Below are 24653 nucleotides of genomic sequence, written 5' to 3'. Positions count from 1 at the left end.
TTTGTTTTATTCTTCGTTGATGAGTCTGATTTTGTCTTCCAGAATTTCTATGACTTGGTCTTTATATAAACCGCCAATTGCCTTTTTGAAATTCTTTTTGCTCATTTGCAGTTCTTGCTTAATTTCTTCGGGTTCTGATTTGTCTGAGAGATAGAGAATTCCGTAATTTTCTTCTAATTTCTGAAGAATTTTCTGTTGAAATTCATCATGATTGTTTTCATAACCTTGTTTCTGAAGCGTAACATCTATTTTACCGTCTTCTCTGATGGTTTTGATGTAGCCTGTTTCTTCAGATAGTGGATATAATTTTTTGAAAACATCCGAACTGTAAATTAAGCCCAAATATTTTTTATTTACCACTACATTGAACCCAATTTCTGATTCTCCAGCAATGATAAGATTTACTTCTTCCCCTTTTTTGAAAGGAACATTTTCGTAAGACTGATTTCTCTTAAACTTAGTTGTACCCGTAATTCTATCTGAAACATCATCTACATAGACGTAAACCAAATAACGTTTTCCTTCGAGGATTTTACCTTTTTGTTGTTTGTAAGGAATAAATAAATCTTTGATAATTCCCCAATCCATAAAAGCGCCACTTGGCAAAGATTGCACGCAAGTCATCACTGCAAACTCTCCTACTTCGCAAAGCGGAATTTCTGTAGTAGCTTTCAAAGTAGAATCATCTTGATACACGAAAACTGATATTTCATCGCCTATTTCTGCATTTTCGTCTGCAAAAATTTTAGGCAAAAAAGCTCTTTCACCGGTTTGAGATTCTAAGAAAAGTCCAGAGGTATTTTTTTCTGCGATTTTTAAAGTTTGAGTTTTTCCTAACTGCATTTTTGTAATTGATAATTGGTAAGTTTTGCAAAGGTAAGGTTTTATTTCACAGCATCAAGTAAAGCTTGTATATCAAATTTTACCATTTTCTGAAATGCTTCTACTGCTTTTGGTGCTTTTTCGACGTCATTCATCAATTCCATCAAAACTTTAGGATAGACTTGCCAACACATTCCGAACTGGTCTGAAAGCCAACCGCAAACTTTTTCGTTTCCACCGTTTTTTAGGAGATTTTCCCAGTAATAATCTATTTCTTCTTGCGTTTCGCATTCTATGCAAAAAGAAACAGCTTCATCAAATTTGAAATTCGGGCCGCCATTTAATCCCATGAATTCTCTTCCGTTCAGTTCAAATTTTATGACCATTCCATTATCCGAAAGGATTTTAGAATTAGGGAAAATTTGGCAATAAAAATCTGCAGCTTCTCTGGCTTTTCCATCGTACCAAAGACATGGAAATATAGGTTTTGTAATCATATTTTTAATTTTTTTGAAATGGTGAAATTTTAGAATTTTTCAATTTCTCTCGCTAATTTAGCTGATTAAACAGATTTTTTATTTTCAATTATCTGTAATATCTGCGTAATCTGCAAGAAACATATAAAATCAAATGTACAAAAAAAGAGAGGCTGAAACATTTGATTATTTATAGTTTTTTAAATCTTTTTTGAGTTCATTAGCTTCTTTAACAAAATCAATTGTATCAGAAGTTTCCTTTACTATTTTCTTGATCAATTTATTATTATTGAAATAGTAACTATTTTTATAGATAAGCTTTGGATTATTTATAAATCCATTTTCATCATTGGTTTGAAATTTAGTTTCTAAAACAAAAATTAATTCATTTTTAAAGTAAAAATATTCTCGAATAATTTTCCAAAGTGAAAGTCCTACAGAATGTGTTATTTTCTTCAATTGATTATTCTGATAATAGCCTTTTAACTCTTGTCCATTATCTGTAACTTCATTTTTTATATCTACAAAATAATTATTTGGAACGGTCTTTATTTTAAAATTATTGGAGTTATTAATTTTTTCAACTTCCTTTTTTATCAAATTTAAGTTTTGAGAAAAACCGTAAATGAAGCTTAAGAAAAGTAAAAATAGAGTTAGTTTTTTCATGATTATTAATAGTTTAATTTCTCTCGCTGATTTGGCTGATTAAACAGATTTTTTATTTTCAATTATCCGCAAAATCTGCGAAATCTGCGAGAAACATATAAAACCAAATGTACAAAAAAAGTTGCAGAAATTTTCTAAATGATAACCGAATTGCAGCCCGAGTTGAGCGGAGCTCTTTTTGTGTAGCGAAGCGAAACAAAAAAGCGGGAGCGGAACGAGGAAATTGCTGCCCAAATAAAAAAGAGAAGCCGAAACTTCTCTTTTATCTTTAAATATTTTTAAATTTTTCAATCAAAAATTACATGTGAATCGCACGTTTTCCGGTAGCGTCTAATGCAGCTTCTTTAATCGCTTCTGCATAAGTAGGATGCGCGTGAGACATTCTAGAAATATCTTCTGCACTTGCACGGAATTCCATAGCAGTTACAGCTTCTGCAATTAAATCTGCAGCTCTTGCACCAATCATGTGAACCCCTAAAACTTCGTCTGTTTTTTCATCAGCCAAAATTTTAATTAATCCGTCAATATCTCCAGAAGCACGGCTTCTTCCAAGTGCTCTCATTGGGAAAGAACCCACTTTATAAGCTGCTCCTTCTTCTTTTAATTGCTCTTCGGTTTTACCCACTCCTGCAACTTCTGGCCAAGTGTAAACAACTCCTGGAATTAAGTTATAATTGATGTGTGGTTTTTGACCTGCTAAAGTTTCAGCTACGAAAACGCCTTCTTCTTCCGCTTTGTGAGCTAACATAGCTCCTTTGATTACGTCACCTATTGCATAAATATTCGCAACATTGGTTTGTAAATGATCGTTTACTTTTATTTTTCCTCTTTCGTCTAGTTCTACTCCAGCTTTTTCTAAGCCAAGACCTTCTGTAAATGGTTTTCTACCTACAGAAACTAAAACATAATCTCCTTCTACACTTACTTCTTCTCCTTTTTTGTCTTTCGCTGTAATTTTTACAGAATCTCCGTTTCTTTCTACAGATTGAACTCCAGTTGAAAGCATGAATTTCATACCTTGTTTTTTAAGAACTTTAGTCAATTCTTTAGACAAAGAACCATCCATTGTTGGAATAATTTTGTCCATATATTCTACTACGGTTACCTGAGAACCTAATCTCAAATAAACAGAGCCCAATTCTAAACCAATTACACCACCACCTATTACTACTAAATGTTTTGGAATTTCTTTTAAATTCAACGCTTCAGTAGAAGTGATAATTCTTTCTTTATCTATAGTGATGAAAGGCAAAGTAGATGGTTTAGAACCTGTAGCAACAATGGCATATTTGGTTTCTAAAATTTCAAAAGAACCATCATTTTTCGTTACTTTTACTTGAGTAGCAGATTCGAAACTACCCAAACCTTCAAAAACAGTTACTTTATTTTTGTCCATCAAGAAATTAATTCCTTTAGTAGTTTGGTCTACTACTTCGTTTTTACGAGCCACCATTCTCGCCAAATCAGCTTGAGGTTCGTTGATAATAATTCCGTGATTTGCAAAATTATGCTTTGCATTTTCGAAATGTTCTGAGCTGTCTAAAAGCGCTTTTGACGGAATACAACCTACATTTAAGCAAGTTCCTCCCAAAGTAGAATATTTCTCGATAAGAGCAGTTTTGAAACCTAATTGTGCGCATCTTAATGCAGCTACGTAACCACCAGGTCCAGAACCAATTACAGTAACATCAAATTGTGACATTTTATTTTATTTTTTATTAAAACTTAATTTCTGCTAAATTACGTATTTTAAGACAAAGAGACAAAGGCTTTTCAGAAAGTTCTATAATATTGAAATAACATCTAATTTTACAATTCTAACAATAAATTGTCTGTCAGTTCTAGATTTTCCCATTCATCATTATTAGCAGGAGGAAAGTTGTTTCTAGAATATGCTTTTCTATTCTCAAAATCAATTACCGCATGAAAATAATTATTAATCTTTAAATATGCTTTATTGAAATCTTCAGACCATAAAATCTTGATATTAGATATGATATTTTTATCTACAATATTTTCCACATCATAAATATGAACAGCATTTATAATTTCAAAATTATCATCAACAATATTCACAGCATAAAAATAACCTGTATTTTCATCATCTTCAAAAGCAACACCATAATCTAAATTATCAAAAAAACTATCAACTACAGTTTCTTTTCCAACATAAAATTCTTCTTCATTATGAATGTATAATTCTCTTTTTATATTTAAATCTCTTTAAAAACCTCAAAATATTTATCTAAAATCATTTCTTTAGAAAATCTAGATTGTATTGAATTTTTAATCGCTTCCGAGTCATGATTTTGTTCTAAAATTTCTGATACGGATAAATGATTGGCAATGGTCGTCACAATGCGTTCTGCACCACTTGCATTAAGATCTGGAAGGATAAAAAGGATAGATTTTTTCATATATTATTTTCCCACAGATTTCACAAATTTTCACAGAAATTAATCTGTGCTTTCTGCGTAATCTGTGGGAATTAGATATTTTTCAATTATTAATTCGCTACATCAGAAATAAACTTAATTCGCAGCATTCTTACTTCTTCATCCGTTAAATCATCACCAAATTCCGCCAAAAGAACTTTCATAGAATCACTTTCGGATTCTTTCATAAAATCCATAAAATCATCTACAATATCTTCGTCAAAATTTTCTTCTATGTAATAATCTATATTGAGTTTAGTCCCTTGATAAACAATAGATTCCATTTCAGAAAGCAAATCATCCATACTGAGATGCTTCGCTTTAGCAATATCTTCTAAATCTATTTTTTTGTCGGTATTCTGAATGATAAAAACTTTGTGTGAAGATTTATTGGCAACTGTTTTCAGCACCATGTCTTGAGTTCTCTCAATGTTGTTATCTTCTACATATTTCGCGATGAATTCTGCAAATTCTTTTCCGTATTTTTTAGCTTTTCCTTCACCAACTCCATAGACTTTTGCAATTTCGTCTACCGAAATTGGATATTGTACAGTCATATCTTCCAAACTTGGATCCATGAAAACCGTGTAAGGTGGAATACCATGTTTTTTGGCTACTTTTTTTCTCAACTCTTTTAACTGAGCGAAAAGATTTTGATCTAAACCACCACCAGCTTGTACCTGAACTTGTTCTGCATCTGCAATCGCTGCCAAATCATATTCTCTATCTTCGGCAATCATAAATTCTGGAGTTTCTTTTCCAGAAAGGAAATTTTTAGCTTTCTCAGAAAGCTTCAGAACGCCGTAAGTTTCTATATCTTTAGTCAAATAACCTTGTACGGTAGCTTGTCTGATGATGGATTTCCAATAATTGTCATTTTCAGATTTCCCAATCCCGAAATGTTTAGAATTTTCTAATTTGTAAGCTTTGGTAGTGGCAGATTCTTTACCCGAAATAATCGAAATTAAATCTTTGGTTCTGAATTTTTCTTCCAAATCTTTTACGATTTCCAAGACTTTTTTCAAATCTTTAGAAGCGTCTTTTAGTTTAGGTGGGTTTACAGAATTATCATCCATTTTAGCACCATCACCATTGATTGGGTCAAATTCTTCTCCGAAATAATAGAGTAAATATTGTCTTCTGCTCATAGAAGTTTCGGCATAACCTACTACTTCATTCAAAAGTTGAAGTCCGATTTCACGTTCAGAAACTGGTTTTTGAGCTAAGAATTTTTCTAATTTTTCAATATCTTTTGGATCATAAAAAGCAAGACAATGACCTTCTCCTCCATCTCTACCAGCTCTACCCGTTTCTTGGTAATAACTTTCTAGCGATTTTGGAATATCATAATGAATGACAAATCTTACATCTGGCTTATCAATTCCCATTCCGAAAGCAATGGTAGCCACAATTACGTCTGCTTCTTCCATCAAGAATTTATCTTGATTCGCCACTCTGGTTTTTTGGTCAAGACCAGCGTGATATGGCAATGCATTGATTCCATTTACCTGCAATAACTGAGAGAATTCCTCTACTTTTCTTCGGCTGAGACAATAAACAATTCCTGATTTACCTTTGTGTTGATTGATAAATTTTACAATTTCTCTGTCAACATTTACTTTAGGACGAATTTCGTAGTAAAGATTGGGCCTATTAAAGCTATCTTTAAAGACCAAAGCATTGTTCATTCCTAGAGTTTTCTGAATATCATCCTGAACTTTAGGTGTAGCAGTTGCAGTTAATGCAATTACAGGAACTTTTGCAATTTTATCAATAATTAATTTGAGATTTCTGTATTCTGGACGGAAATCGTGTCCCCATTCCGAAATACAGTGCGCTTCGTCTATCGCTACGAAAGAAATTTTTATTTCTTTTAAAAAATTAAGGTATTCTTCTTTTACTAAACTTTCTGGAGCTACGTAGAGCAACTTGGTTTTGCCGCTTTTGATGTCATCAAAAACTTGTTTTGTTTGGGTTTTATTGAGAGAAGAATTCAGGACATGACCTACTCCTTCCTCGGCAGAAATACCATTAATGGCATCTACTTGGTTTTTCATTAAAGCAATCAGCGGAGAAACTACAATGGCAGTTCCTTCTGAAAGAAGTGCAGGAAGTTGATAACACAACGATTTACCACCACCAGTTGGCATTAATACGAAAACATCATTACCACTCAATAATGTGGAAATAATTTCTTCTTGTCTTCCTTTAAAAGTAGAAAATCCGAAATATTTTTTTAGTGCACTTGTTAAATCTTCATGTTTAGTCTTCATCTGTTCAAGTAAGTTTTACTAAATTTGCATCTTACCAAAGATAAAACTTTTTAATGAGATTTGAAAATTTTTAAAAATTTTAAAAATCTTAATTTTTGTCTTCTGAAAAATAAATAAATCTAAGAAATTGTATTTTGGAAAAAATAGACATTATTAGCCTTGCCAAAAACGCTATTGCAGTAGAAGTTACTGAGCTAGAATCGCTTAAAAATAGAATTAATGAACAATTCGAAAAAGCCGTAAACATCATCAATAATTCTACAGGAAAACTGATTGTAGTAGGCATCGGTAAATCTGCACACGTAGGAAACAAAATTGTAGCAACTTTAAATTCTACAGGTACTCCTTCTCAGTTTTTACACGCTGCGGAAGCAATTCACGGAGATTTAGGCGTGATACAAAAAAATGACGTGGTGCTTTGCATCTCTAACTCTGGAAATTCGCCAGAAGTAGTGTATTTATTGCCATTTTTGAAAGATTATTCTTCGGCATTCATCGGGATGACAGGAAATGTAAAATCTAAATTGGCAGAAGCTTCTGATGTGGTTTTAGATTCTTCGGTAAAAGTGGAAGCTTGTCCTAATAAATTAGCGCCAACAAGTTCTACTACGGTTCAAATGGCAATTGGTGATGCTTTAGCAGTTTGTTTAATGGAACTCAATAATTTTAAAGACCAAGATTTTGCCAAGTTTCACCCAGGTGGAAGTTTAGGGAAAAACTTAACGGCAAGAGTAGAACAATTCGTTTCTGAACAGAGACCTTTAGTTGAAGTAAATTCTAGTATAAAAGATGTAATTTTTTCAATTTCAAGTTCTAAGCATGGAATAACAGTGGTAACAGACCAAGAAAAAATAGTTGGTGTAATTACCGATGGAGATTTAAGAAGAATGCTTCTAAAAACTGAAAATCTTACCGGAATTTTAGCAAAAGATTTAATGTCTGCAAACCCAAAAACGGTTGACAAAAATGCACTTGCAAAAGAAGCGATGACCGTTTTGAAACAAAATAATATTGGTCAATTGATTGTAACTGATAACGGAAATTATTTCGGAATTATCGATTTACATAGATTGTTGGATGAAGGGATAAATTAGAAGAAACAATAATCAAGAGCCAAGAGCCAAGAGCCAAGAATCTAGAATCTAGAATCAAGAGCCAAGAGTCAAGAACTAAAACATTTCGTACAAGAAAGAATTAAACTGTAAGTTTAAATAATAAAAAATTAAACCCGAAAATTCGGAACTAAAATATATGGCAGAAGAGAAAGAAATGTCCTTTTTAGGACACATAGGTGAACTAAGATCGCATCTTATTCGTTGTATTATCGCAATTATTATTGGAGCTTTAATTGTAGGTTTCAATATTAACTGGATTATGGATCATGTGTTTTTTGCACCTACTAAAAATGATTTTATTACTTTTAGAGTGATTAATCATTATTCTCAAGAATTTTTTGGTCACGAAAGTTTCGTTTTGCCAGATACGTTTCAAGTTCAACAGAAAAAATTATTGCAACAATTTGATGTAATGATGTCTGTTTCTATTTTCGGAGGAATGGTTTTAGCACTTCCTTATATTATTTGGGAATTGTGGAGATTCATCAGTCCAGCACTTCATCCTAATGAAAGAAAAAATTCTTCTTTTGTTATTAATTTTGTTTGGATTTTATTTCTAATAGGAGCTTTAGTTGGTTATTATCTTATCCTTCCATTAGCAATCAATTTTGGAATGTTGTTTACCATTTCAGATTCTATCACGCAATTATTTGATTTGTCAGATTACACTACTCTATTCCTGCAAGTGGTTTTAGGAATGGGATTGGTTTTCTTATTTCCAGTAGTCGTTTATTTTTTGACAACGATAGGAATTTTGACGCCTGTATTTTTAAAAACGTACAGAAGACACGCGATTGTAGTTATTATGGTAGTTGCCGCAATTGTAACTCCGGCAGATGTTTTCAGTATGTTGGCTGCAGCATTTCCGCTTTTGGTTTTGTATGAATTCAGTGTATTGATGAGCATTTATGTTTACAAAAAAAGTCAAAAAGCAGAACAAAAAGAATTAGCCAAAAGAAAGTCTTAACCATTAAAATTAACAAATGAAATTTCTCAATAAACAGTTTACGCAAGAAACCTTAAAACTTGCGCTCCCAGTAATGCTTACACAAGTAGGGCAAGTTTCTGTAAACTTGTTTGATAACATTATTGTAGGAAAACTTCTAGGCGCAAAAGCATTGGCAGCAGTTTCTCTTGGAAACGCTATGTTTTTCTCTATTTTTATCTTTGGATTAGGTTTTTCACTGGCGATTCCACCATTGGTTTCCGAAGCGCATTCTCAACATGATCACAACAGAATTAACAGCATTTTCCGACACGGATTTGTGGTGAATATCATTTTGGCTTTTGTTTTAATGCTTTTGATATTTGGAATCATTCCACTTATGCCTTATTTGAATCAGCCAAAAGAAATTTTACCCGATACTATTACCTTTCTTTCCATCGTGACCTTGAGTATCATTCCATTTATGATTTTTCAAACGATGAGAGAAGTTTCAGAAGGACTTTCTTTTACAATTGGAGTAACCAAAGCGACCATTTTTGCAAATATTATCAATGTTATCCTCAATTATGTGTTTATAGAGCATTTTAAAATGGGAGTTGCTGGTTCAGCTTGGGCTACTTTTATTGCAAGAGTTGCCATGATGGTTTTCTTATATTATGTATTGATTAAAGAAGAAAAAACGAGAAGATACATCAAAGATTTTTCTCTGAAAATAAAGGATTTCTCCAAAGAAATGTTCGAAAAACTAATCAGATTGGGCTTTCCTACTGCATTGCAATTATTTTTTGAGGTAACAGCTTTTGCTGGTGCAGCTTTTATCTGCGGATTGATTTCTGCAAAAGACATTGCAGCCCATCAAATTGCCCTTTCTATGGCGAGTTTCACTTTTAATCTTTGTGTTGGATTCAGTGTAGCTTCTACGGTAATGATTGGAAGAAAATTAGGCGAAAAAGACTTTGTTAATCTAGAAAAAGTTGGTTTTAACAACCTGAAAATCGCTTTTATCTTTATGCTTATGTGCGGATTGGTTTTTATTCTTGGAAAAGATGTTTTACCAACATTTTTTACCAAAAAAGAAGACATTGCTGTAGTAGAATTAGCGTCTCAATTGATGATTATTGCAGCATTATTTCAATTATCAGACGGAATTCAGGTGACTGCACTTGGTTGTCTTAGAGGAATACAAGACGTGAAAATTCCTTCTATTCTTACCTTTATCGCTTATTGGGTGATTACCATTCCATTAGGTTATTATCTTACGGTTCCTATGAAAATGGGTGCTTTCGGAATGTGGATAGCTCTGGGAATTGGACTTACCATTTCTGCGGTGCTTTTGGTGATAAGATTTAGAAATCTTTCGGAGAAAAGAATTAAAGCTCAATCTAACTAAAAATAAAAAAGTCTTGAAGAACATTCAAGACTTTCTTTTTATTAAAACTTAAAGTTTAACCTAACATTAAAAAATCTACCAGTTAATCTTACAGGAACTGGATAAATATAACTTGAATTAACATCAGTAATCCATTGATTAGCAATAGTATTATTAATATTGAAAGCATTGAAAATTTGTACACCTAATGATAACTCTTTACATTTTCTCCAGAAATCACCTGTTGCTTTGTTGTCTTTTTGGTCAATGAAAACTTTTTCTAAACCAATGTCTACTCGTTTGTAAGAAGGTAAAGTTTTGGTGTATTCATAAGGGTCTGCAAATAATGAAGCTCCATTTGGTAAACCGCTTGCAAATAATAACGTAAGATTAACTTTCATGCTTGGAAATTTCGGCATGTAATCTTGATAAAACATCGAAAATCTAAATCTTTGGTCAGTTGGTCTTGCAATATAGCCTCTTCCATCAATGTTTTCTTTTGCTCTGGCATAACTTACAGAAATCCAAGAATCTACACCGGGAACAAATTCACCGAACAATCTGGTATCAACTCCATAAGCATAACCTTCGGAATTATTTTTTCCTGAATATCTAATTCTAACATTATCAATATAATACGGAATTAAATCATTCATTTTTTTGTAATACAATTCTGTGGTCAATTTAAATGGTCTGTCAACCATTTTGAACTCATAATCATTTGCTAAAATAAGTTGAATTGATTTTTGAGCTTTAATATTTTCATTAAATGTTCCGTCTAAATCTTTGATTTCTTTGTAATAAGGCGCTTGATAATAAACTCCTCCCGAAATTCTGAAAAGCATATCTGCATCCCAATCTGGTTTTATCGCAAATTGTGCTCGTGGTGAAATTAAAGTTTCTTTGTTAAAACTCCATTGTTGCGCTCTTACTCCACCATTGATGAACACTCTGTTTTCTCCCCAATATAATTTTTTAGAAAATTGTGCGTAACCAGAAATTCTCGTAGGGTTGATTTCGTTATTTCCAGAAATATTGTATTTCAATTTTAAATCAGATGCGTCTAAAACTCCAGGATTCAAATAAGTTCTCGGTGTGCTGTAACCTAAAGAATCTACCAATTGCCATTCATTCGTAAGGTCTTTAAGCATTTCTTTCTCGAATTTTGCACCTACTTCTATATCAGTATTGGCATTTGGAGAAAATTTAAGTCTTAATTGACTTCCATACGTTCTTGCTAATAAATCATTTCTTGCATGATCTATTTGTCCGCCTGCATCATAACTAGAATTCGGGTCTCCAGTCACAGGATCAAAGGTTTGCAATAAATAACCTGAAGCAATGGTATAATATTCTCTTTCTCTGTTTTGGTAAGCAAAATTATCTAGCGTAACACTTAATTTTTTGCTTGGTTTATACGTGATAGAAGCAGTTCCCATCATGTTTTTATAAGAATCATCTTCTTTTCCTTCATAACCTACCAATAATTTTATCGGTTGTTGCACGGTTCCAAAATCTACTTCTTTGTAGTTTGGAATCATTTCGTAGTCATTTTTCGACCAATATCCTAAAAATGAAATCGACCATTTATCATTGATGTAATAATTGATATACGATTGAAAATCAAAATATTGAGGATTAAAATCTGTATCTTCATTTAACGTATTCAGAACCAAATTGGTGTTTCTGTATCTTCCTGAGAATAAAGCAGATAATTTCTTATTCTTAGAAGCTAAACCTAATGACAATCTTCCGCCAATAAGACTTGCCTCACCTGAGATTTCGGTTTTAGAAGGTTGTCTGTAATAAATATTAAGCGCAGAACTCATTTTATCGCCATATTTCGCTTCGAAACCACCTGCAGAAAAGTTAATCATAGAAACCATATCTGGATTAATGATGCTCATTCCTTCTTGCAAAGAGTTTCTCACAAGAAATGGTCTGTAAATCTCAATATCATTGATGTAAATTAAATTTTCATCATAATTACCACCTCTTACCATGTATTGCGAAGACAATTCTGCATTAGAATTTACCGAAGGCAAAGACTTAATCAAACCTTCTACGCCACCAGAAAGCGAAGCTACAATCTGAGCTTGTTTTGCAGAAATTTCAAGAGAAGTAAGGTCGGTATTCTTTGGTTTTCCTCTTCCACGGAAGGTAATTTCTTGAATTTCTTTGGTTTTAATGGAAAGCACCATCAAAACATTTAAGTTTTGGTATCTTAATTTAGGATTGATTTTCTTGGTAAAAGAAACATAAGATTCCTTTTCTGCCGTCAATACTTGTTCTGTTTCAGCTACAGGAATTTTAGCAAAACCTTGCGCATTTGTGGTAAAGTTTTGATTGTTATAAGTGACTTTTACATCAGAAAGTGGACTTCCGTTATCGTCTAAAATTTTCAAATTAATTTGAGAAAAAATAAAGACTGGAAATGTAAGAACTAAGAATAATATGAGCTTTTTCAAAAGGTTATATTTTAAAGGATAAATTTATAAAATTTAATCAAATTGATAAAGAATTATTTCAATGGTAAATTTTAGTAATTTTTTGTGTTTTTCGAAAGAAAAAACCAAGCAAAAATGCTTGGTTCAATATTATAAGATTGCTTCTCTTACTCTGGTTAATTTTCCTAATAAATCATCGAGCAAATCCAGTTTTAGCATATTTGCACCGTCTGATTTTGCACAAGAAGGATCTGGATGTGTTTCGATGAAAATTCCGTCTGTTCCTACTGCAATTCCAGCTTTGGCAATGGTTTCTATGAGTTCTGGTCTTCCTCCTGTTACTCCTGAATTTTGGTTCGGTTGTTGAAGAGAATGTGTAACGTCTAAAATCACTGGTGCATAATGTTGCATGGTCGGAATTCCTCTGAAATCTACTACCAAATCTGTATATCCGAAAGAATTCCCTCTCTCAATAATCGCCACTTTGTCATTTCCTGAATCTAATACTTTTTGTACCGCAAATTTCATAGATTCTGGCGAAAGAAACTGTCCTTTTTTCAATGTCACGGCTTTCCCTGTTTTTGCTGCAGCCACTACTAAATCTGTCTGACGAACCAAAAACGCAGGAATCTGCAACACATCTACACCATAAGAAGCCGCGAGTTCTGCATGAGCGTTTTCGTGAATATCTGTAGTAGTAGGAATATTAAAATATTCTCCTACTTTTTTGATGATTTCTAAAGCTTTTTCATCTCCAATTCCTGTGAAACTGTCGACTCTGCTTCTGTTGGCTTTTTTAAAACTTCCTTTGAAAATGTAAGGAATCTTATATTTATCTGAAAGTTTTACAATTTTTTCGGCAATTTCAAATGCCATATCTTCGCCTTCAATAGCGCAAGGACCAGCAATTAAGAAGAAATTTTTAGAATCTTTGTGATGAATTTTATCAAGTAATTGTATCATTATAACTTTAAATTTTAGATTTTAGGTTTGTGATTTGTTGAATAAAATCTTCTGTATTTTCTGGTGAAAGCATATAGATTTTCCCAGATTTCATGGTGATTTTAACTTTTTTATAAATATTGGTTACGTACCAAACATCATTGCCATTAAAATAGCCAAAATAACCAAAAACGCCTCCTGCTCCAAATGTTCTGATGTTTAATCCCAGTTTTTCTACTTTTTCAACATAAGAAATATCTTGAATTGAAATTTTAAAATTAACAAAAGCATTTTTTACATGTATTGCATTTTCACTCAAACTGATTTTGGGAATCATGAAATAAGTAAAAATAAAAGCTCCTGAAAGAATACTGCCAATCAAAATTATTGGGAATTTAGATTCTTCTGTTTCGAACATGAAAGTCACCATTCCAATAGAGAAAAAAATGTATAAAATGGTGTAAAATAACGTCCATTTATCCATTTTGGCATTCGCAAATTCTTTCATATCATTAGCTTTAGGCAAAAATAAAAAATTCCGCTCAAAAAGAACGGAATTTATATTGATTTAACATTTTTAGAATTTAATGATAGAAGCCATTTTTTCGTTCTCTTCCATTACCAACTCATCGTCTACCAAGATTTTACCAGAATGCTCATCAATGATAATTTTCTTACGCTGAGCGATTTCCATTTGTTTCTGTGGCGGAATGGTAAAGAATGAACCTTTTGGCGCACCTCTTTCTAGACCTACTACTGCTAATCCGTTTCCAGAATTATTTCTAATTCTTTTGTAAGAAGCTAATAGTCTTTCGTCTATTTTTTCTGCAAATTCTTTAGATTTTTCTAATAAATAATCTTCTTCTTTTTGAGTTTCAGAAATTAAAGAATCAAGTTCGTTTCTCTTGAAGTTTAAGTGACTTTCTAGCTCTCCGATTTTACCTTTCAACTCATCTAAAAGTTCATTTTTGTGAGCGATTTTTGCAGTAAATTCTTTGATTTTCTTTTCAGCCAACTGAACTTCTAAATCCTGAAATTCTATTTCTTTAGCAAGCGCTTCGAATTCTTTATTATTTCTTACGTTGTCTTGTTGAGATTTATATTTCTCCATCAAAGATTTAGAATGATTAATAACTTCTTTTTTGTTATTAATGTCATCATTTAAGTCTTTAATTTCGTTTTCGAATTTTTGTGCTCTCTTGTTAAGACCTTCGATTTCGATTTCTAAATCTTCTACCTCAATTGGTAATTCACCTCTTGTATTGCGGATTTCGTCTAATCTAGAGTCTATGATTTGTAAATCATAAAGGGCTCTTAATTTTTCTTCTACTGAAATTTCTACAGTTTTTTTTGCCATATCTTAAAAGAAATAATTTACAGGGTTGGTTTTTTCTGTGGATTTTGAGAATGCAAATGTAGGAAATTTTTCCGACAAAATCTCAACTAATTGCTCAGTAACAAATTGTTCAGACTCGAAATGTCCTATATCACAGATGAGCATTTGGTTTTCGCTTTGGAAAAAATCATGGTATTTTACATCTCCCGTTAAGTAAGCATCACATCCATAAGCTTTTGCTGCCGAAATTCCACTGGCTCCACTTCCACCTAAAACGCCTACTTTTTTGATTTTTTTATTCAAAAACTCAGAATGACGAATCACTTCTAAATTGAATTTTTCTTTCACGAATTTTAAGAAATCTTTTTCTTCCATTTCTTGTTCTAATTCTCCGTATCTTCCTAAGCCAACGTATTGATTATCATTCTCTAAAGCGTAAAGTTGATACGCCACTTCTTCATAAGGATGCGTAGATTTCATCGCAGACAAAATCTGATTCTTTTTGAAACCTTCAAAAATCACAGAAATCATTTCTTCATCAGCAATTTCTCTCACATTATAAGTTCCCAAAAATGGATTAGAACCTTCAATCGGTCTGAAAGTTCCATTTCCTTTCACCGAAAAACTGCATTCATCATAGAAACCAATACTTCCTGCACCTGCTTCAAATAAAGCATTTTTCACCTTCTCTGAATAATCAGACGGAACATAAACTACCAATTGCAGAAGATTTTCTGACTTTGGCATCAGAATTTTTTGATTTTTCAAGCCTAATTCATTGCAGATTCTATAATTCACGCCGAAATAATCATTATCAAAAGCTGTGTGAATCGCATAAATCGCAATTTTATTTTCGATGGCTTTTAGAACTGCGCGTTCTACATAGTTTTTGCCAGTGATGGATTTTAACCCAGAAAAAATAATTGGGTGAAACGTTACAATCACGTTACAATTCTTCGCAACAGCCTCATCTACAACGTTTTCTAGCGCATCATGACAAACCAAAACTCCCGAAACTTCTCTGGCAGGATTCCCACAAAGCAAACCTACATTATCAAAATCTTCAGCTTGTTTCAGCGAAAATAGTTTATCTAATTCTGAAGTAAATTCTTTTAAAATCATTTTCAAATAATATTTCTGAAAAATTAAGTTTTACAAAAATACAATTTCATTCTTACTTTTATCTTCTTGAAATCTAAATATTTCTCTTATTTTTGACAAGAAGAAGCTAAAATGCCACAAAACACTTAATTTTCTAAAAATGCAAAAAAGAGAACATAATTTAATTGCAGAAGATACTCCTTGGAAAAAGAAAATTTTCAGGATTATCTATTTTTCTGATACTCCATCAGGAAAGATTTTTGACTTATTGCTTCTTTTGATGATTATCCTGAGCACTTTCATTGTTATGATGGAAAGTGTTCAAAAAGTAGACGAACATTATCATTCTCTTTTGGTAAGCTTAGAATGGCTCATTACCATTGCTTTTACGATAGAATATATTCTGAGAATTTCTGTGGTTAAAAACAAGAAAGATTATATTTTCAGTTTTTTAGGCATTATAGATTTTTTATCACTTCTTCCGTTTTTCTTGAGTTTATTTTTCCCATTCACCAAGTTTCTTTCTATGATTAGACTCTTGAGAATGCTAAGAATTTTTAGAGTTCTCAATTTATTAGATTACATGAATGACGGTCAATACATTGTTCAAGCACTAAAAAACAGCTCTAGAAAAATTTATATTTTCCTTCTTTTCATAATGATTTTAGTAACCATTATTGGTTCACTGATGTTTGTTATAGAAAACGGAAATAACGGATTTATAGACATTCCTACGTCTATTTATTGGGCAGTTGTAACGATTACTACAGTGGGTTATGGTGATATTTCTCCAGTTACTCCTTTAGGAAAATTTTTATCCGTCATTTTAATGTTATGTGGTTATAGCATCATTGCGGTTCCTACAGGAATTGTAACCTCTGAAATGAGAAGAAAAATGACTAAAACCAGACTTTGCGACAGATGTGGAAATAGTGAAAATGATGAAGATGCAAGATATTGCAAGACTTGTGGCGAAAAACTTATGGAATTAAAATAAACTTATCATCTTCTAAATAGCCTTTCATCAAAACTAAAACTTTCTATTTTCAAAATTTTAATTTGATTAAAATTTTTATGTCTCGGATTTATCAAATAATTAAATTCACCTTGAACCGTAGCAGAAGGAACTTTCAGTACCAAAAATTTCTGCTCTTTCAGAAATTTATCTCCTAACATTTGAGTAGAATTAGAGTGCGGAAATGTTTGCCAATCTTTTGGTAATCTTTTCAATTCTAAAAAATCTTCATCAGGAATTTCAATATTTACCAATTGATAATCTTTTGGTAAAATTCCTAGCGGAACGTGAACTGCAATTTCTGTAACGCAAAGCGCAATACTTTGAGAAGTATACAGCATAGCATTTCCTCTGCTATTCCACCTTCCACCAACCAATTCAGCTCCTTTTCCAGATAAATCATTGGCAAATTGTGCTTTTGAAAGTCTAAAAACAATCATTTCTGTATCTATCTTATGCTAAAACACCATGCTCAATTCTAACTAATTCATCCATTAATAAATTTATGCCAAAAGAATTTTTAAGTAAATCCCTTGGTATAATGTTTCCTAGAGCAAGGTTTTCTGTTTCTAGCCAAGTAGAAAAATTCTCTCTACTGCCAAAAACTTCTTCTCCTTTACTGTGTAAAATTTCAATTTGCATAATACGCTCTGATTGCAAAGCATCAAAAGTTTTTGATTCTTTTTGGTAGCGTGATAAGGTTTTATTAGAAATATGTAAAAACTCCGCCCAATTTTGGAGCGTAAAGCTGTATTTTTTTATAATATTTTCAAAAGCAGTAAAAGAAATACCTTTATTAATAGAATCTATAATAGCAAAGACGCTTCTGTCATCAATAGAAGTAAAACCTACTGAAGTACCATAAAAAGCGGTGGTTTCTTGTACAAGTTGCACTTCTTTTTCTTCTTGTTTATAAAGTTTATTCTTTTTCATCTCATAAATATTTATACAAATATAGGACTTTTGTCTAAAATAAAAAGACTTTTGTCTATTTTTTTTTCAATAATAGTTAAAATAGAAAATAAAAAAACGCGCTAAATAGCGCGTTTTTCTTAAATATATTGGAAGTAATATTATTTTACTTTCACCAATTCTACATCGAAGATCAACCAAGCATTTGGTGGAATTACACCTCCTGCTCCTCTTGTTCCGTAACCTAATTCAGATGGAATTAACAAAGTAGCCGCTTCTCCTTCTTTGAGAAGTTGGATTCCTTCATCCCAACCTTTGATTACTTGACCAACTCCGATTGGAATTTCGATAGGCTCACCTCTTTTGAAAGAATTATCAAACTCTTGTCCGTTTGTTAATTTACCAGCGTAGTGTACAGAAACCATGTCTCCAGCTTTTGGAGCTTTACCTTCTGGATTAGATTTTGTGATTTTATACATTAAACCAGAAGCTGTTGCAGTCATTCCAGCTTTTAAATCTTCTAATTTTTTAGCAGCTTCTGCTTCTTGTTTAGCGATGTAAGCTTTATTGTTTTCTTGGATTTTTGCCTTCCCTTCGTTGAAGATTTTAGCAGCATCATATTTTTCGTAATCATCACCTTTAGTGAAAACAGTCACTTTTACAATTTTAATCTCTTCTTTTGGTCTGTCTTGAGCACCAGTTTCAGAATTAGCAATTGCGTCAATTACATCTTCTCCTTTAATTACTTTACCAAAAATAGTGTGTCTTCCGTCTAACCAAGGTGTAGGAACTTCTGTAATGAAAAACTGAGAACCATTCGTATTAGGTCCAGAATTTGCCATAGAAAGATATCCTTTTCCTTCGTGTTTTAGGTCGTTTTTCTCATCATCAAACTTATAACCAGGATCTCCCATTCCTGTTCCTTGAGGATCACCTCCTTGAATCATAAAGTTTTTAATCACTCTGTGAAAAACAATTCCATCATAATAAGGAACTCCTTTTGCTTTTGCTTTATTTTCAATAGTTCCTTGTGCAAGACCTACGAAATTAGCTACTGTAACGGGCGCCTCTTGATCAAAAAATTGGATAATCAATTCACCTTTAGAAGTTTCCATTTTAGCGTAAACACCGTCTTGAAGACCGTTGTAAAAATCTTTGTCTATATTCATTTTTTTATAAATTGGAGTACAATTAATTAAAGTAATAATTGCAATAGTTAATAAAAATATTTTTTTCATTTTATGGATTTACAAAATTTTAATTTTAATGATTAAAGGCATGTCATTTGGAATTTTTTCATCATCACCGTACGTCCCAAAAGCCAGAACTGAAGGTACCAAAAGTGTAGCTTGTTCCCCTTTTTTCATATAACGTACCGCATCTTCTACTGCTTTCAACTCTTCAAATTTTCCTAATGGAGCATCTATATTTTGATTAGGCTTTTCATATAGTTTTTCTTGATTAAAATCATATAAATCATATTCATACGAAACCAATTCACCATCTTTTTTCTTAGTTCTAGATTCAGAATCACTAATATCCGTCCAATAATTTAGTCCTGTAGAATAGAATTTTTTATCTTGTTGATTTATCCAATCTTGAATTTGTTTTCTTTCTAATAAATTGAGATTTTTTGCTCTATTTTTAGACACATTTAAGTCTTCTTGCGACAAAACACCACCAACTGGAGGATGAGCTGGCGAATTTTTAACACAAGACAAAAGTGATAATAATGAAATGAAAACTACCTTTTTCATATTGACTGCGAAAATACTAATTACTCAATAAATAACAACGAAAAAACCGAGAAAAGATTTCCTCGGTTTAAAATATTTAAAGTCTTATTTCTAAGCAGTTTCTAAAATATGCTTTTCTACTTTCACTCTCCACCCAAAAGGATCATCAGCTTTATTGGTTTGAATATCCACCAATGCTTTTTTAAGAGTTAACGCGAAACTTTCTTCTTCTGAAAGCTCTGGTAAAGTTAATTTTTGGTCTTTATAACCAAGAGCCTTGAAAACGCTAGTTACTACAGCAGTTCCTACTCCCCAAACTTCAATTAACTCACCTTTTGAATGCGCTTCTAGAACTTTAGCTACTTCTACCGGCTCTACTTTTACATCAATTCCTCTATGTTTTGCTAATTGAAGGAAACTATCTCTAGTAACTCCATCTAGAATTTTCTCAGAAGTTGGCGGTGTATAAATTGTATCGTTTATTCTTACAAAAACGTTCATTGTACCACTTTCTTCAAAATATTTGTGAGTAGCATCATCTGTCCAGATGATTTGCTCATAACCTTCTTCTGCAGCTAATTTTGTTGGATAAAATGAAGCAGCATAATTTCCTGCAGCTTTAGCAGAACCTACTCCACCACTTGCAGCTCTAGAATAAAAATCTGAAATTTTTACAGAAACAGGTTCTGTGTAATAACTTTGCACTGGAGTTGCTACAATCGCAAACATATATTTATTAGCAATTCTTGCTTTTAGAGCTTCTTCCGTTGCAAAAATTAAAGGTCTAATATAAAGAGCCTTACCTTCTCCATAAGGAATCCAATTTCTATCCATATCTACTAATGCTTTAAGCCCACCGATAAACATTTCTTCAGTGATTTCTGGCATTGCAAGACGCTTTGCTGACTTATTAATTCTTTCGAAATTTTTCTCAGGACGGAAAAGATATACTTCTCCATCTTTATCTTTGTAAGCCTTCATTCCTTCAAAACAAGCTTGCCCATAATTTACGCCCATCATTGCTGGTGTAAAAGGTAGCGGACCATATGGCATAAGCCTGACTTCACCCCATTTTCCATTTTCGTACTCACATACAATCATATGATCTATAAATGCTGTACCAAATCCAATGTTTTCTGGGTCAAATTCCCCAATTCTTGAGTTTGAAGTTTTTTGAATTATCATTTTAAAAATTTTAATTGAGTTTCTACAAATTTAATATAATTTTTTAAATATCAAAATTTTAATTTATTTTTGACAAAAAATACTTTGAAAAGAGAAATAAAAACTACGTTAGACGGAAGCAAAACATTGTATATCAATGATTTAGACGAACACTACCATTCTCATAACGGAGCCATCCAAGAAGCAGAACATGTATTTATCAAAAATGGATTAAAAAATGTTTATGATTACGAAATCAACATTTTAGAGATGGGTTTTGGCACAGGTCTTAATGCTTTAGTCACAATTAATGAATATTTGAAAAATGACAAAAATCATGTTTTTCACTATTTTACAATCGAAAAATATCCCGTAAATAATGAAGAAATCGTAGAATTGAACTATGCAAAGCATTTTACATTCGAAAATGCGCAAGAAATTTATCAAAAATTCCATGAATTAGAATGGAATAAAACACATGAAATTTTGCCAAACTTTTTCTTTACTAAATACAATTTGGACTTTTTCAAGATAAAAGAGATAAATTTACCTGCAATTAACCTAGTGTATTATGATTGTTTCGGCGCAAAAGTTCAACCAGATTTGTGGGAAAAACCGCTATTTGAAATCGTAAAAAGCAAAATGAAAGATGGTGGACTACTCACCACTTATTCTTCAAAAGGAAGTGTGAGAAGAATTCTGAAGGAACTTAATTTCGAAGTTACTAAATTAGAAGGCCCAAAAGGAAAACGCGAAATGATTAATGCCGTTTTGAAAGAACAAAGTTAAAAGTAAAAAGAGCCAATTAAATTAAAAAAAAAAACATGATAGATAAAATTAACATAAGAGTTTATGCCATTTACATTAATGAAAATCAAGAAATAATGGCTCTAGATGAAGGTTATGCCGGACAAAAACTGGTAAAATTACCAGGTGGTGGTTTAGAATTTGGCGAAGGAACCTTAGAATGCCTTCACAGAGAATTTGCAGAAGAACTTAACCTTAAAATAAATATAGTGGAGCATTTTTACACTCAAGAAGATTTTTTGGTTTCTAGATTTAGAGAAAACGAGCAATTGCTTACTATATATTATAAAGTAGACATTTTAAACCTTGACGAATTGCAGATTTTAGATGAAAGCATAGAAAAAATAAAATGGATTTCCTTACATGAAGAAAACCCATTAGAATTGCCTATTGATCAAATTGTATTTCAGAAACTGAAAGAAAAATTATTGTAGTATTTCGTCTAAAACTTTAGCCAATCTCAATCCACCTGTTAATAATTGCTCTTCTAACAATCCTGAAAATTTATAATTATAATCATAACTGTAAACGCCATTTGGTTTGGTCTGCGTGTAGATTCTATTGGCTTTCGTATAACTATCAAACAACCAATTTTCAAGAGTTCCGCTTTGTATTTTTTGGATTTCCTCTTTAGATTTATAATCTAGCACTTTAGCAAACTCTTTATATGAATATCTTTGATAATCTACCAATTTAGTATCCCATAAACTGTGTAAATTCGTTTGATCTCTATTAAAAGTTAATTGGATTAAATTTCCACCTAAATCTTCTGCTCTTCCTACGTGCATTGGTTGGTGTAAATCTCCCATTAAATGAACCAAAAACTTAAGCGCTACAATTTTTTCATCTTTTGATGAATTTTTGTTAGCGATAATTTCTTTTTGCTTAATAATTTGATTGTAAAGATTAGGCGTATCAAGTTCTTTTAAAGATTTCTCAAATTCTGTAAAATTCTGGTTTGGTTTTACATTCACATAATGCCAAACTTCTGTTTCTTTATAAGTATTCAACGTGTCAGATTTCACAAAATCTGGCCAATTAGCAATATAAGCTAGATTTTGTTTACCGATAATCTTTTTAAGTTTACGCTTAGATTTATTTGAAATGTGATTTTCTGCAATTTCTGCAATGGTTCTGTGTCCAATAATTCCCCATGAGTATGCTTCTGCAGAATATAAAATACTTACCGTAAATAATAGTTTGAATAAAAATTTCATGTTATTTTTTTGTTTTAAAATCTCTGTAACCTTCATAAGGTTGCAAATATCCTAAATTCCAGTTAGAATACAAAAGAGATTCTACAAAAGCATCTTGTCTATTAGCATGCGGATCATAAGGTTCTTTAATGTCTACATCTGCAATATTTCCTTTTACATTCCACCAAAAAGCACTCCAGTTTCCACGTAATTCTTTTATGATTTCGTACACTGTTTTTCCTGTAGCTCGGTGCATTAATTTGGCAAAAATCCTACCTTCTGTAGTCGTCAAATCCCTTAATTGGGTTTCATATTGATTCGCGAGCCCTTCTTGCCTTTTTCTGATGTAAGCTCTTTTTCTATCATCATCTATTTTAGAAAGTTCGTCTTGAATATCTCTGTATTGCTCTAAAGCAGTAATAAAGTAAGGATAAACTCTATTCAATTTTTTATTGAGGAAATAATAGAAATTACGGTCAAGTTGATTATTAAAATGTGGTCTTTGCATGAGAAGCAACTCATCCATTACCACTACTTTTTCTCCATTGATTTCGTAAATTCTAGCTTTTTGCTTTTCGTCGTAATAAAAAACATTCCCAAAATCATCTTTTTGAAGTTTTTCTTTTGGAACATCTTTTAGTGCCTTCAATTCTATTTTTATAGTATCTTGTTGAGCCTGAAATGATAAGCTAAACAACAAAAGAAATATGGTGAAAATGTTCTGAAATTTCATTATTTTTACCTGAGTTAAAATTTAATTTTAAGTATCACAAAAATCGTTCCTTTATATGAAATTTGAAAATAAATCTTTAAAATTTTTAGAAAAATATTTGAACACTGCTTCGCCAACTGGTTTTGAGCAGAACGGACAGAAAATTTGGGCTGATTATATTAAGCCTTATGTAGACGAAATAAGAGTAGACCACTATGGAACTTGTTACGGAATCATCAATCCAGAAGCGGAGTTCAAAGTAGTGATAGAAGCTCATGCAGACGAAATTTCTTGGTACGTAAATTACATTTCTGATGATGGAATGATTTACGTAATTAGAAACGGAGGTTCAGATCAAATGATTGCTCCTTCTAAAACGGTACACATCCACGGAGAAAAAGGCATTGTAAAAGGAGTTTTCGGTTGGCCAGCGATTCATACCAGAAGCGCAAATCCTCATGAACCAGTTCCGAAAATTGAAAATATTTTCATCGATTGCGGTTGTATATCTAAAGAAGAGGTAGAAAAACTGGGAATTTATGTAGGATGCATGATTACTTATCCCGATGAATTTTTTGAACTCAACGACCGTTATTTCGTTTGTAGAGCGCTAGACAACAGAATGGGCGGATTTATGATTGCCGAAGTAGCTAGACTTTTAAAAGAAAACAAAAAGAAATTACCTTTCGGGTTATATATTACCAATTCTGTACAAGAAGAAGTTGGTTTATATGGAGCAACGATGATTGCACAAACTATAAAGCCAAATATCGCTATCGTTACAGACGTGACACATGACACCACTACTCCACATATTGAGAAGAAAAAAGAGGGTCACATGAAATGTGGAGACGGACCTGTAATTGCTTATGCACCATCTGTTCATCACATCATCAGAGATTTAATAACAGATACCGCTAAGAAAAAGAAAATTCCTTTCCAGAGAAACGCTTTAAGCAGAGCAACAGGAACGGATACAGATTCTTTTGCATTTTCTAACGGAGGTGTTCCTTCTGCACTGATTTCTCTACCATTAAGATACATGCACACTACGGTAGAAATGGTTGCCAAAGAAGATGTAGCTAATGTTATTAAACTCATTTATGAAACATTGCTTCAAATAAAACCAAACATGAGTTTAAAATATTTTTAACCAAATTTCATGATAACATCACGCTTTCAA

Annotated in this window: 26 protein-coding genes; 7 read left to right on the top strand and 19 right to left on the bottom strand. The window is 32.2% G+C overall.

Annotated elements, in window-relative coordinates; genetic code table 11:
* Positions 1-6: 6 nt before the first annotated feature.
* The 7 genes from QO190_RS02845 to recQ form a co-directional block, all read right to left on the bottom strand.
* The gene (locus tag QO190_RS02845) at positions 7-843 is read right to left on the bottom strand and encodes a S1 RNA-binding domain-containing protein (protein ID WP_371461234.1); all 837 of its coding nucleotides are present in this window, start codon (positions 841-843) and stop codon (positions 7-9) included.
* A gap of 41 nt (positions 844-884) precedes the next feature.
* Positions 885-1319, bottom strand: coding sequence for a VOC family protein (locus tag QO190_RS02840; protein ID WP_371461235.1), 435 nt, complete (start codon positions 1317-1319; stop codon positions 885-887).
* 165 nt (positions 1320-1484) lie between these two features.
* The gene (locus tag QO190_RS02835; RefSeq protein WP_371461236.1) at positions 1485-1964 is read right to left on the bottom strand and encodes a hypothetical protein; all 480 of its coding nucleotides are present in this window, start codon (positions 1962-1964) and stop codon (positions 1485-1487) included.
* 298 nt (positions 1965-2262) lie between these two features.
* Entirely contained in the window at positions 2263-3666 is a 1404-nt protein-coding gene (gene lpdA / locus QO190_RS02830) for a dihydrolipoyl dehydrogenase (protein WP_371461237.1), read from the bottom strand.
* 107 nt (positions 3667-3773) lie between these two features.
* Positions 3774-4157: a DUF2251 domain-containing protein gene (locus QO190_RS02825; RefSeq protein WP_371481256.1), complete on the bottom strand. Its 384-nt coding sequence runs from the start codon at positions 4155-4157 to the stop codon at positions 3774-3776.
* 20 nt (positions 4158-4177) lie between these two features.
* Positions 4178-4381, bottom strand: coding sequence for a hypothetical protein (locus tag QO190_RS02820; protein WP_371461239.1), 204 nt, complete (start codon positions 4379-4381; stop codon positions 4178-4180).
* An 89-nt stretch (positions 4382-4470) separates the two neighbouring features.
* Positions 4471-6672 (bottom strand): DNA helicase RecQ, encoded by a 2202-nt coding sequence (gene recQ / locus QO190_RS02815; protein WP_371461240.1) that lies wholly within the window; start codon positions 6670-6672, stop codon positions 4471-4473.
* Positions 6673-6806: 134 nt separating this feature from the next.
* Here recQ and QO190_RS02810 point away from each other — a divergent pair, with 134 nt between their 5' ends.
* The 3 genes from QO190_RS02810 (at position 6807) to QO190_RS02800 (ending at position 10123) form a co-directional block, all read left to right on the top strand.
* Positions 6807-7766: an SIS domain-containing protein gene (locus QO190_RS02810; RefSeq protein ID WP_213189240.1), complete on the top strand. Its 960-nt coding sequence runs from the start codon at positions 6807-6809 to the stop codon at positions 7764-7766.
* Between the two features lie 157 nt (positions 7767-7923).
* On the top strand, positions 7924-8754 hold the full coding sequence (gene tatC / locus QO190_RS02805; RefSeq protein ID WP_371461241.1) for a twin-arginine translocase subunit TatC: 831 nt from the start codon (positions 7924-7926) through the stop codon (positions 8752-8754).
* 16 nt (positions 8755-8770) lie between these two features.
* Positions 8771-10123, top strand: a complete 1353-nt coding sequence (locus QO190_RS02800) for an MATE family efflux transporter (protein ID WP_371461242.1) — start codon at positions 8771-8773, stop codon at positions 10121-10123.
* A gap of 41 nt (positions 10124-10164) precedes the next feature.
* Here QO190_RS02800 and QO190_RS02795 read toward each other — a convergent pair whose 3' ends face one another.
* From QO190_RS02795 to QO190_RS02775, 5 genes are all read right to left on the bottom strand, one after another.
* On the bottom strand, positions 10165-12303 hold the full coding sequence (locus tag QO190_RS02795) for a TonB-dependent receptor plug domain-containing protein (RefSeq protein ID WP_371461430.1): 2139 nt from the start codon (positions 12301-12303) through the stop codon (positions 10165-10167).
* Between the two features lie 396 nt (positions 12304-12699).
* Complete coding sequence (gene kdsA, locus QO190_RS02790; protein ID WP_371461243.1) at positions 12700-13512, bottom strand: 3-deoxy-8-phosphooctulonate synthase; 813 nt, start codon at positions 13510-13512, stop codon at positions 12700-12702.
* Positions 13513-13519: 7 nt separating this feature from the next.
* Complete coding sequence (locus QO190_RS02785; RefSeq protein WP_371461245.1) at positions 13520-13999, bottom strand: PH domain-containing protein; 480 nt, start codon at positions 13997-13999, stop codon at positions 13520-13522.
* A gap of 69 nt (positions 14000-14068) precedes the next feature.
* Positions 14069-14848, bottom strand: a complete 780-nt coding sequence (locus tag QO190_RS02780) for a zinc ribbon domain-containing protein (protein ID WP_371461246.1) — start codon at positions 14846-14848, stop codon at positions 14069-14071.
* 3 nt (positions 14849-14851) lie between these two features.
* On the bottom strand, positions 14852-15949 hold the full coding sequence (locus QO190_RS02775) for a Nif3-like dinuclear metal center hexameric protein (protein ID WP_371461247.1): 1098 nt from the start codon (positions 15947-15949) through the stop codon (positions 14852-14854).
* A gap of 139 nt (positions 15950-16088) precedes the next feature.
* Between QO190_RS02775 and QO190_RS02770 the strand changes: the two genes are divergently transcribed.
* Positions 16089-16925, top strand: coding sequence for an ion transporter (locus QO190_RS02770; protein WP_371461248.1), 837 nt, complete (start codon positions 16089-16091; stop codon positions 16923-16925).
* A gap of 5 nt (positions 16926-16930) precedes the next feature.
* Here QO190_RS02770 and QO190_RS02765 read toward each other — a convergent pair whose 3' ends face one another.
* The 5 genes from QO190_RS02765 to QO190_RS02745 form a co-directional block, all read right to left on the bottom strand.
* The gene (locus QO190_RS02765) at positions 16931-17383 is read right to left on the bottom strand and encodes an RES family NAD+ phosphorylase (RefSeq protein ID WP_371461249.1); all 453 of its coding nucleotides are present in this window, start codon (positions 17381-17383) and stop codon (positions 16931-16933) included.
* 13 nt (positions 17384-17396) lie between these two features.
* Positions 17397-17876 carry an antitoxin Xre/MbcA/ParS toxin-binding domain-containing protein gene (locus QO190_RS02760; protein ID WP_371461250.1) on the bottom strand — a complete coding sequence of 160 codons (480 nt, stop codon included), beginning with the start codon at positions 17874-17876 and terminating at the stop codon, positions 17397-17399.
* Positions 17877-18016: 140 nt separating this feature from the next.
* Positions 18017-19024, bottom strand: a complete 1008-nt coding sequence (locus QO190_RS02755) for a peptidylprolyl isomerase (RefSeq protein WP_371461431.1) — start codon at positions 19022-19024, stop codon at positions 18017-18019.
* A gap of 78 nt (positions 19025-19102) precedes the next feature.
* On the bottom strand, positions 19103-19612 hold the full coding sequence (locus QO190_RS02750; protein ID WP_069798427.1) for an FKBP-type peptidyl-prolyl cis-trans isomerase: 510 nt from the start codon (positions 19610-19612) through the stop codon (positions 19103-19105).
* A 90-nt stretch (positions 19613-19702) separates the two neighbouring features.
* Positions 19703-20776 (bottom strand): branched-chain amino acid aminotransferase, encoded by a 1074-nt coding sequence (locus QO190_RS02745; RefSeq protein ID WP_371461251.1) that lies wholly within the window; start codon positions 20774-20776, stop codon positions 19703-19705.
* 84 nt (positions 20777-20860) lie between these two features.
* Here QO190_RS02745 and mnmD point away from each other — a divergent pair, with 84 nt between their 5' ends.
* Together mnmD and QO190_RS02735 are read left to right on the top strand one after the other, a co-directional pair.
* Complete coding sequence (mnmD, locus tag QO190_RS02740; protein ID WP_371461252.1) at positions 20861-21544, top strand: tRNA (5-methylaminomethyl-2-thiouridine)(34)-methyltransferase MnmD; 684 nt, start codon at positions 20861-20863, stop codon at positions 21542-21544.
* 35 nt (positions 21545-21579) lie between these two features.
* Positions 21580-21996 (top strand): NUDIX hydrolase, encoded by a 417-nt coding sequence (locus QO190_RS02735; RefSeq protein ID WP_371461253.1) that lies wholly within the window; start codon positions 21580-21582, stop codon positions 21994-21996.
* On the opposite strand, the gene QO190_RS02730 is transcribed toward QO190_RS02735, so the two are convergent.
* Positions 21988-22779, bottom strand: coding sequence for a S1/P1 nuclease (locus QO190_RS02730; protein WP_371461254.1), 792 nt, complete (start codon positions 22777-22779; stop codon positions 21988-21990). The genes QO190_RS02735 and QO190_RS02730 overlap by 9 nt on opposite strands.
* Before the next feature lies 1 nt (position 22780).
* Positions 22781-23491, bottom strand: coding sequence for a DUF4294 domain-containing protein (locus tag QO190_RS02725; protein WP_371461255.1), 711 nt, complete (start codon positions 23489-23491; stop codon positions 22781-22783).
* A 55-nt stretch (positions 23492-23546) separates the two neighbouring features.
* On the opposite strand from QO190_RS02725, the gene QO190_RS02720 reads away from it, so the two are divergent.
* Positions 23547-24623, top strand: coding sequence for a M28 family peptidase (locus QO190_RS02720; protein WP_371461256.1), 1077 nt, complete (start codon positions 23547-23549; stop codon positions 24621-24623).
* The last annotated feature ends 30 nt before the right edge of the window (positions 24624-24653 follow it).

It is taken from the genome of Cloacibacterium sp. Arc13 (assembly GCF_041431305.1).
In the GTDB taxonomy this organism is placed as follows: domain Bacteria; phylum Bacteroidota; class Bacteroidia; order Flavobacteriales; family Weeksellaceae; genus Cloacibacterium; species Cloacibacterium caeni_B.
Note: the sequence above shows the minus strand (reverse complement) of the source record. Positions and strands in the feature narration are given on the sequence as shown.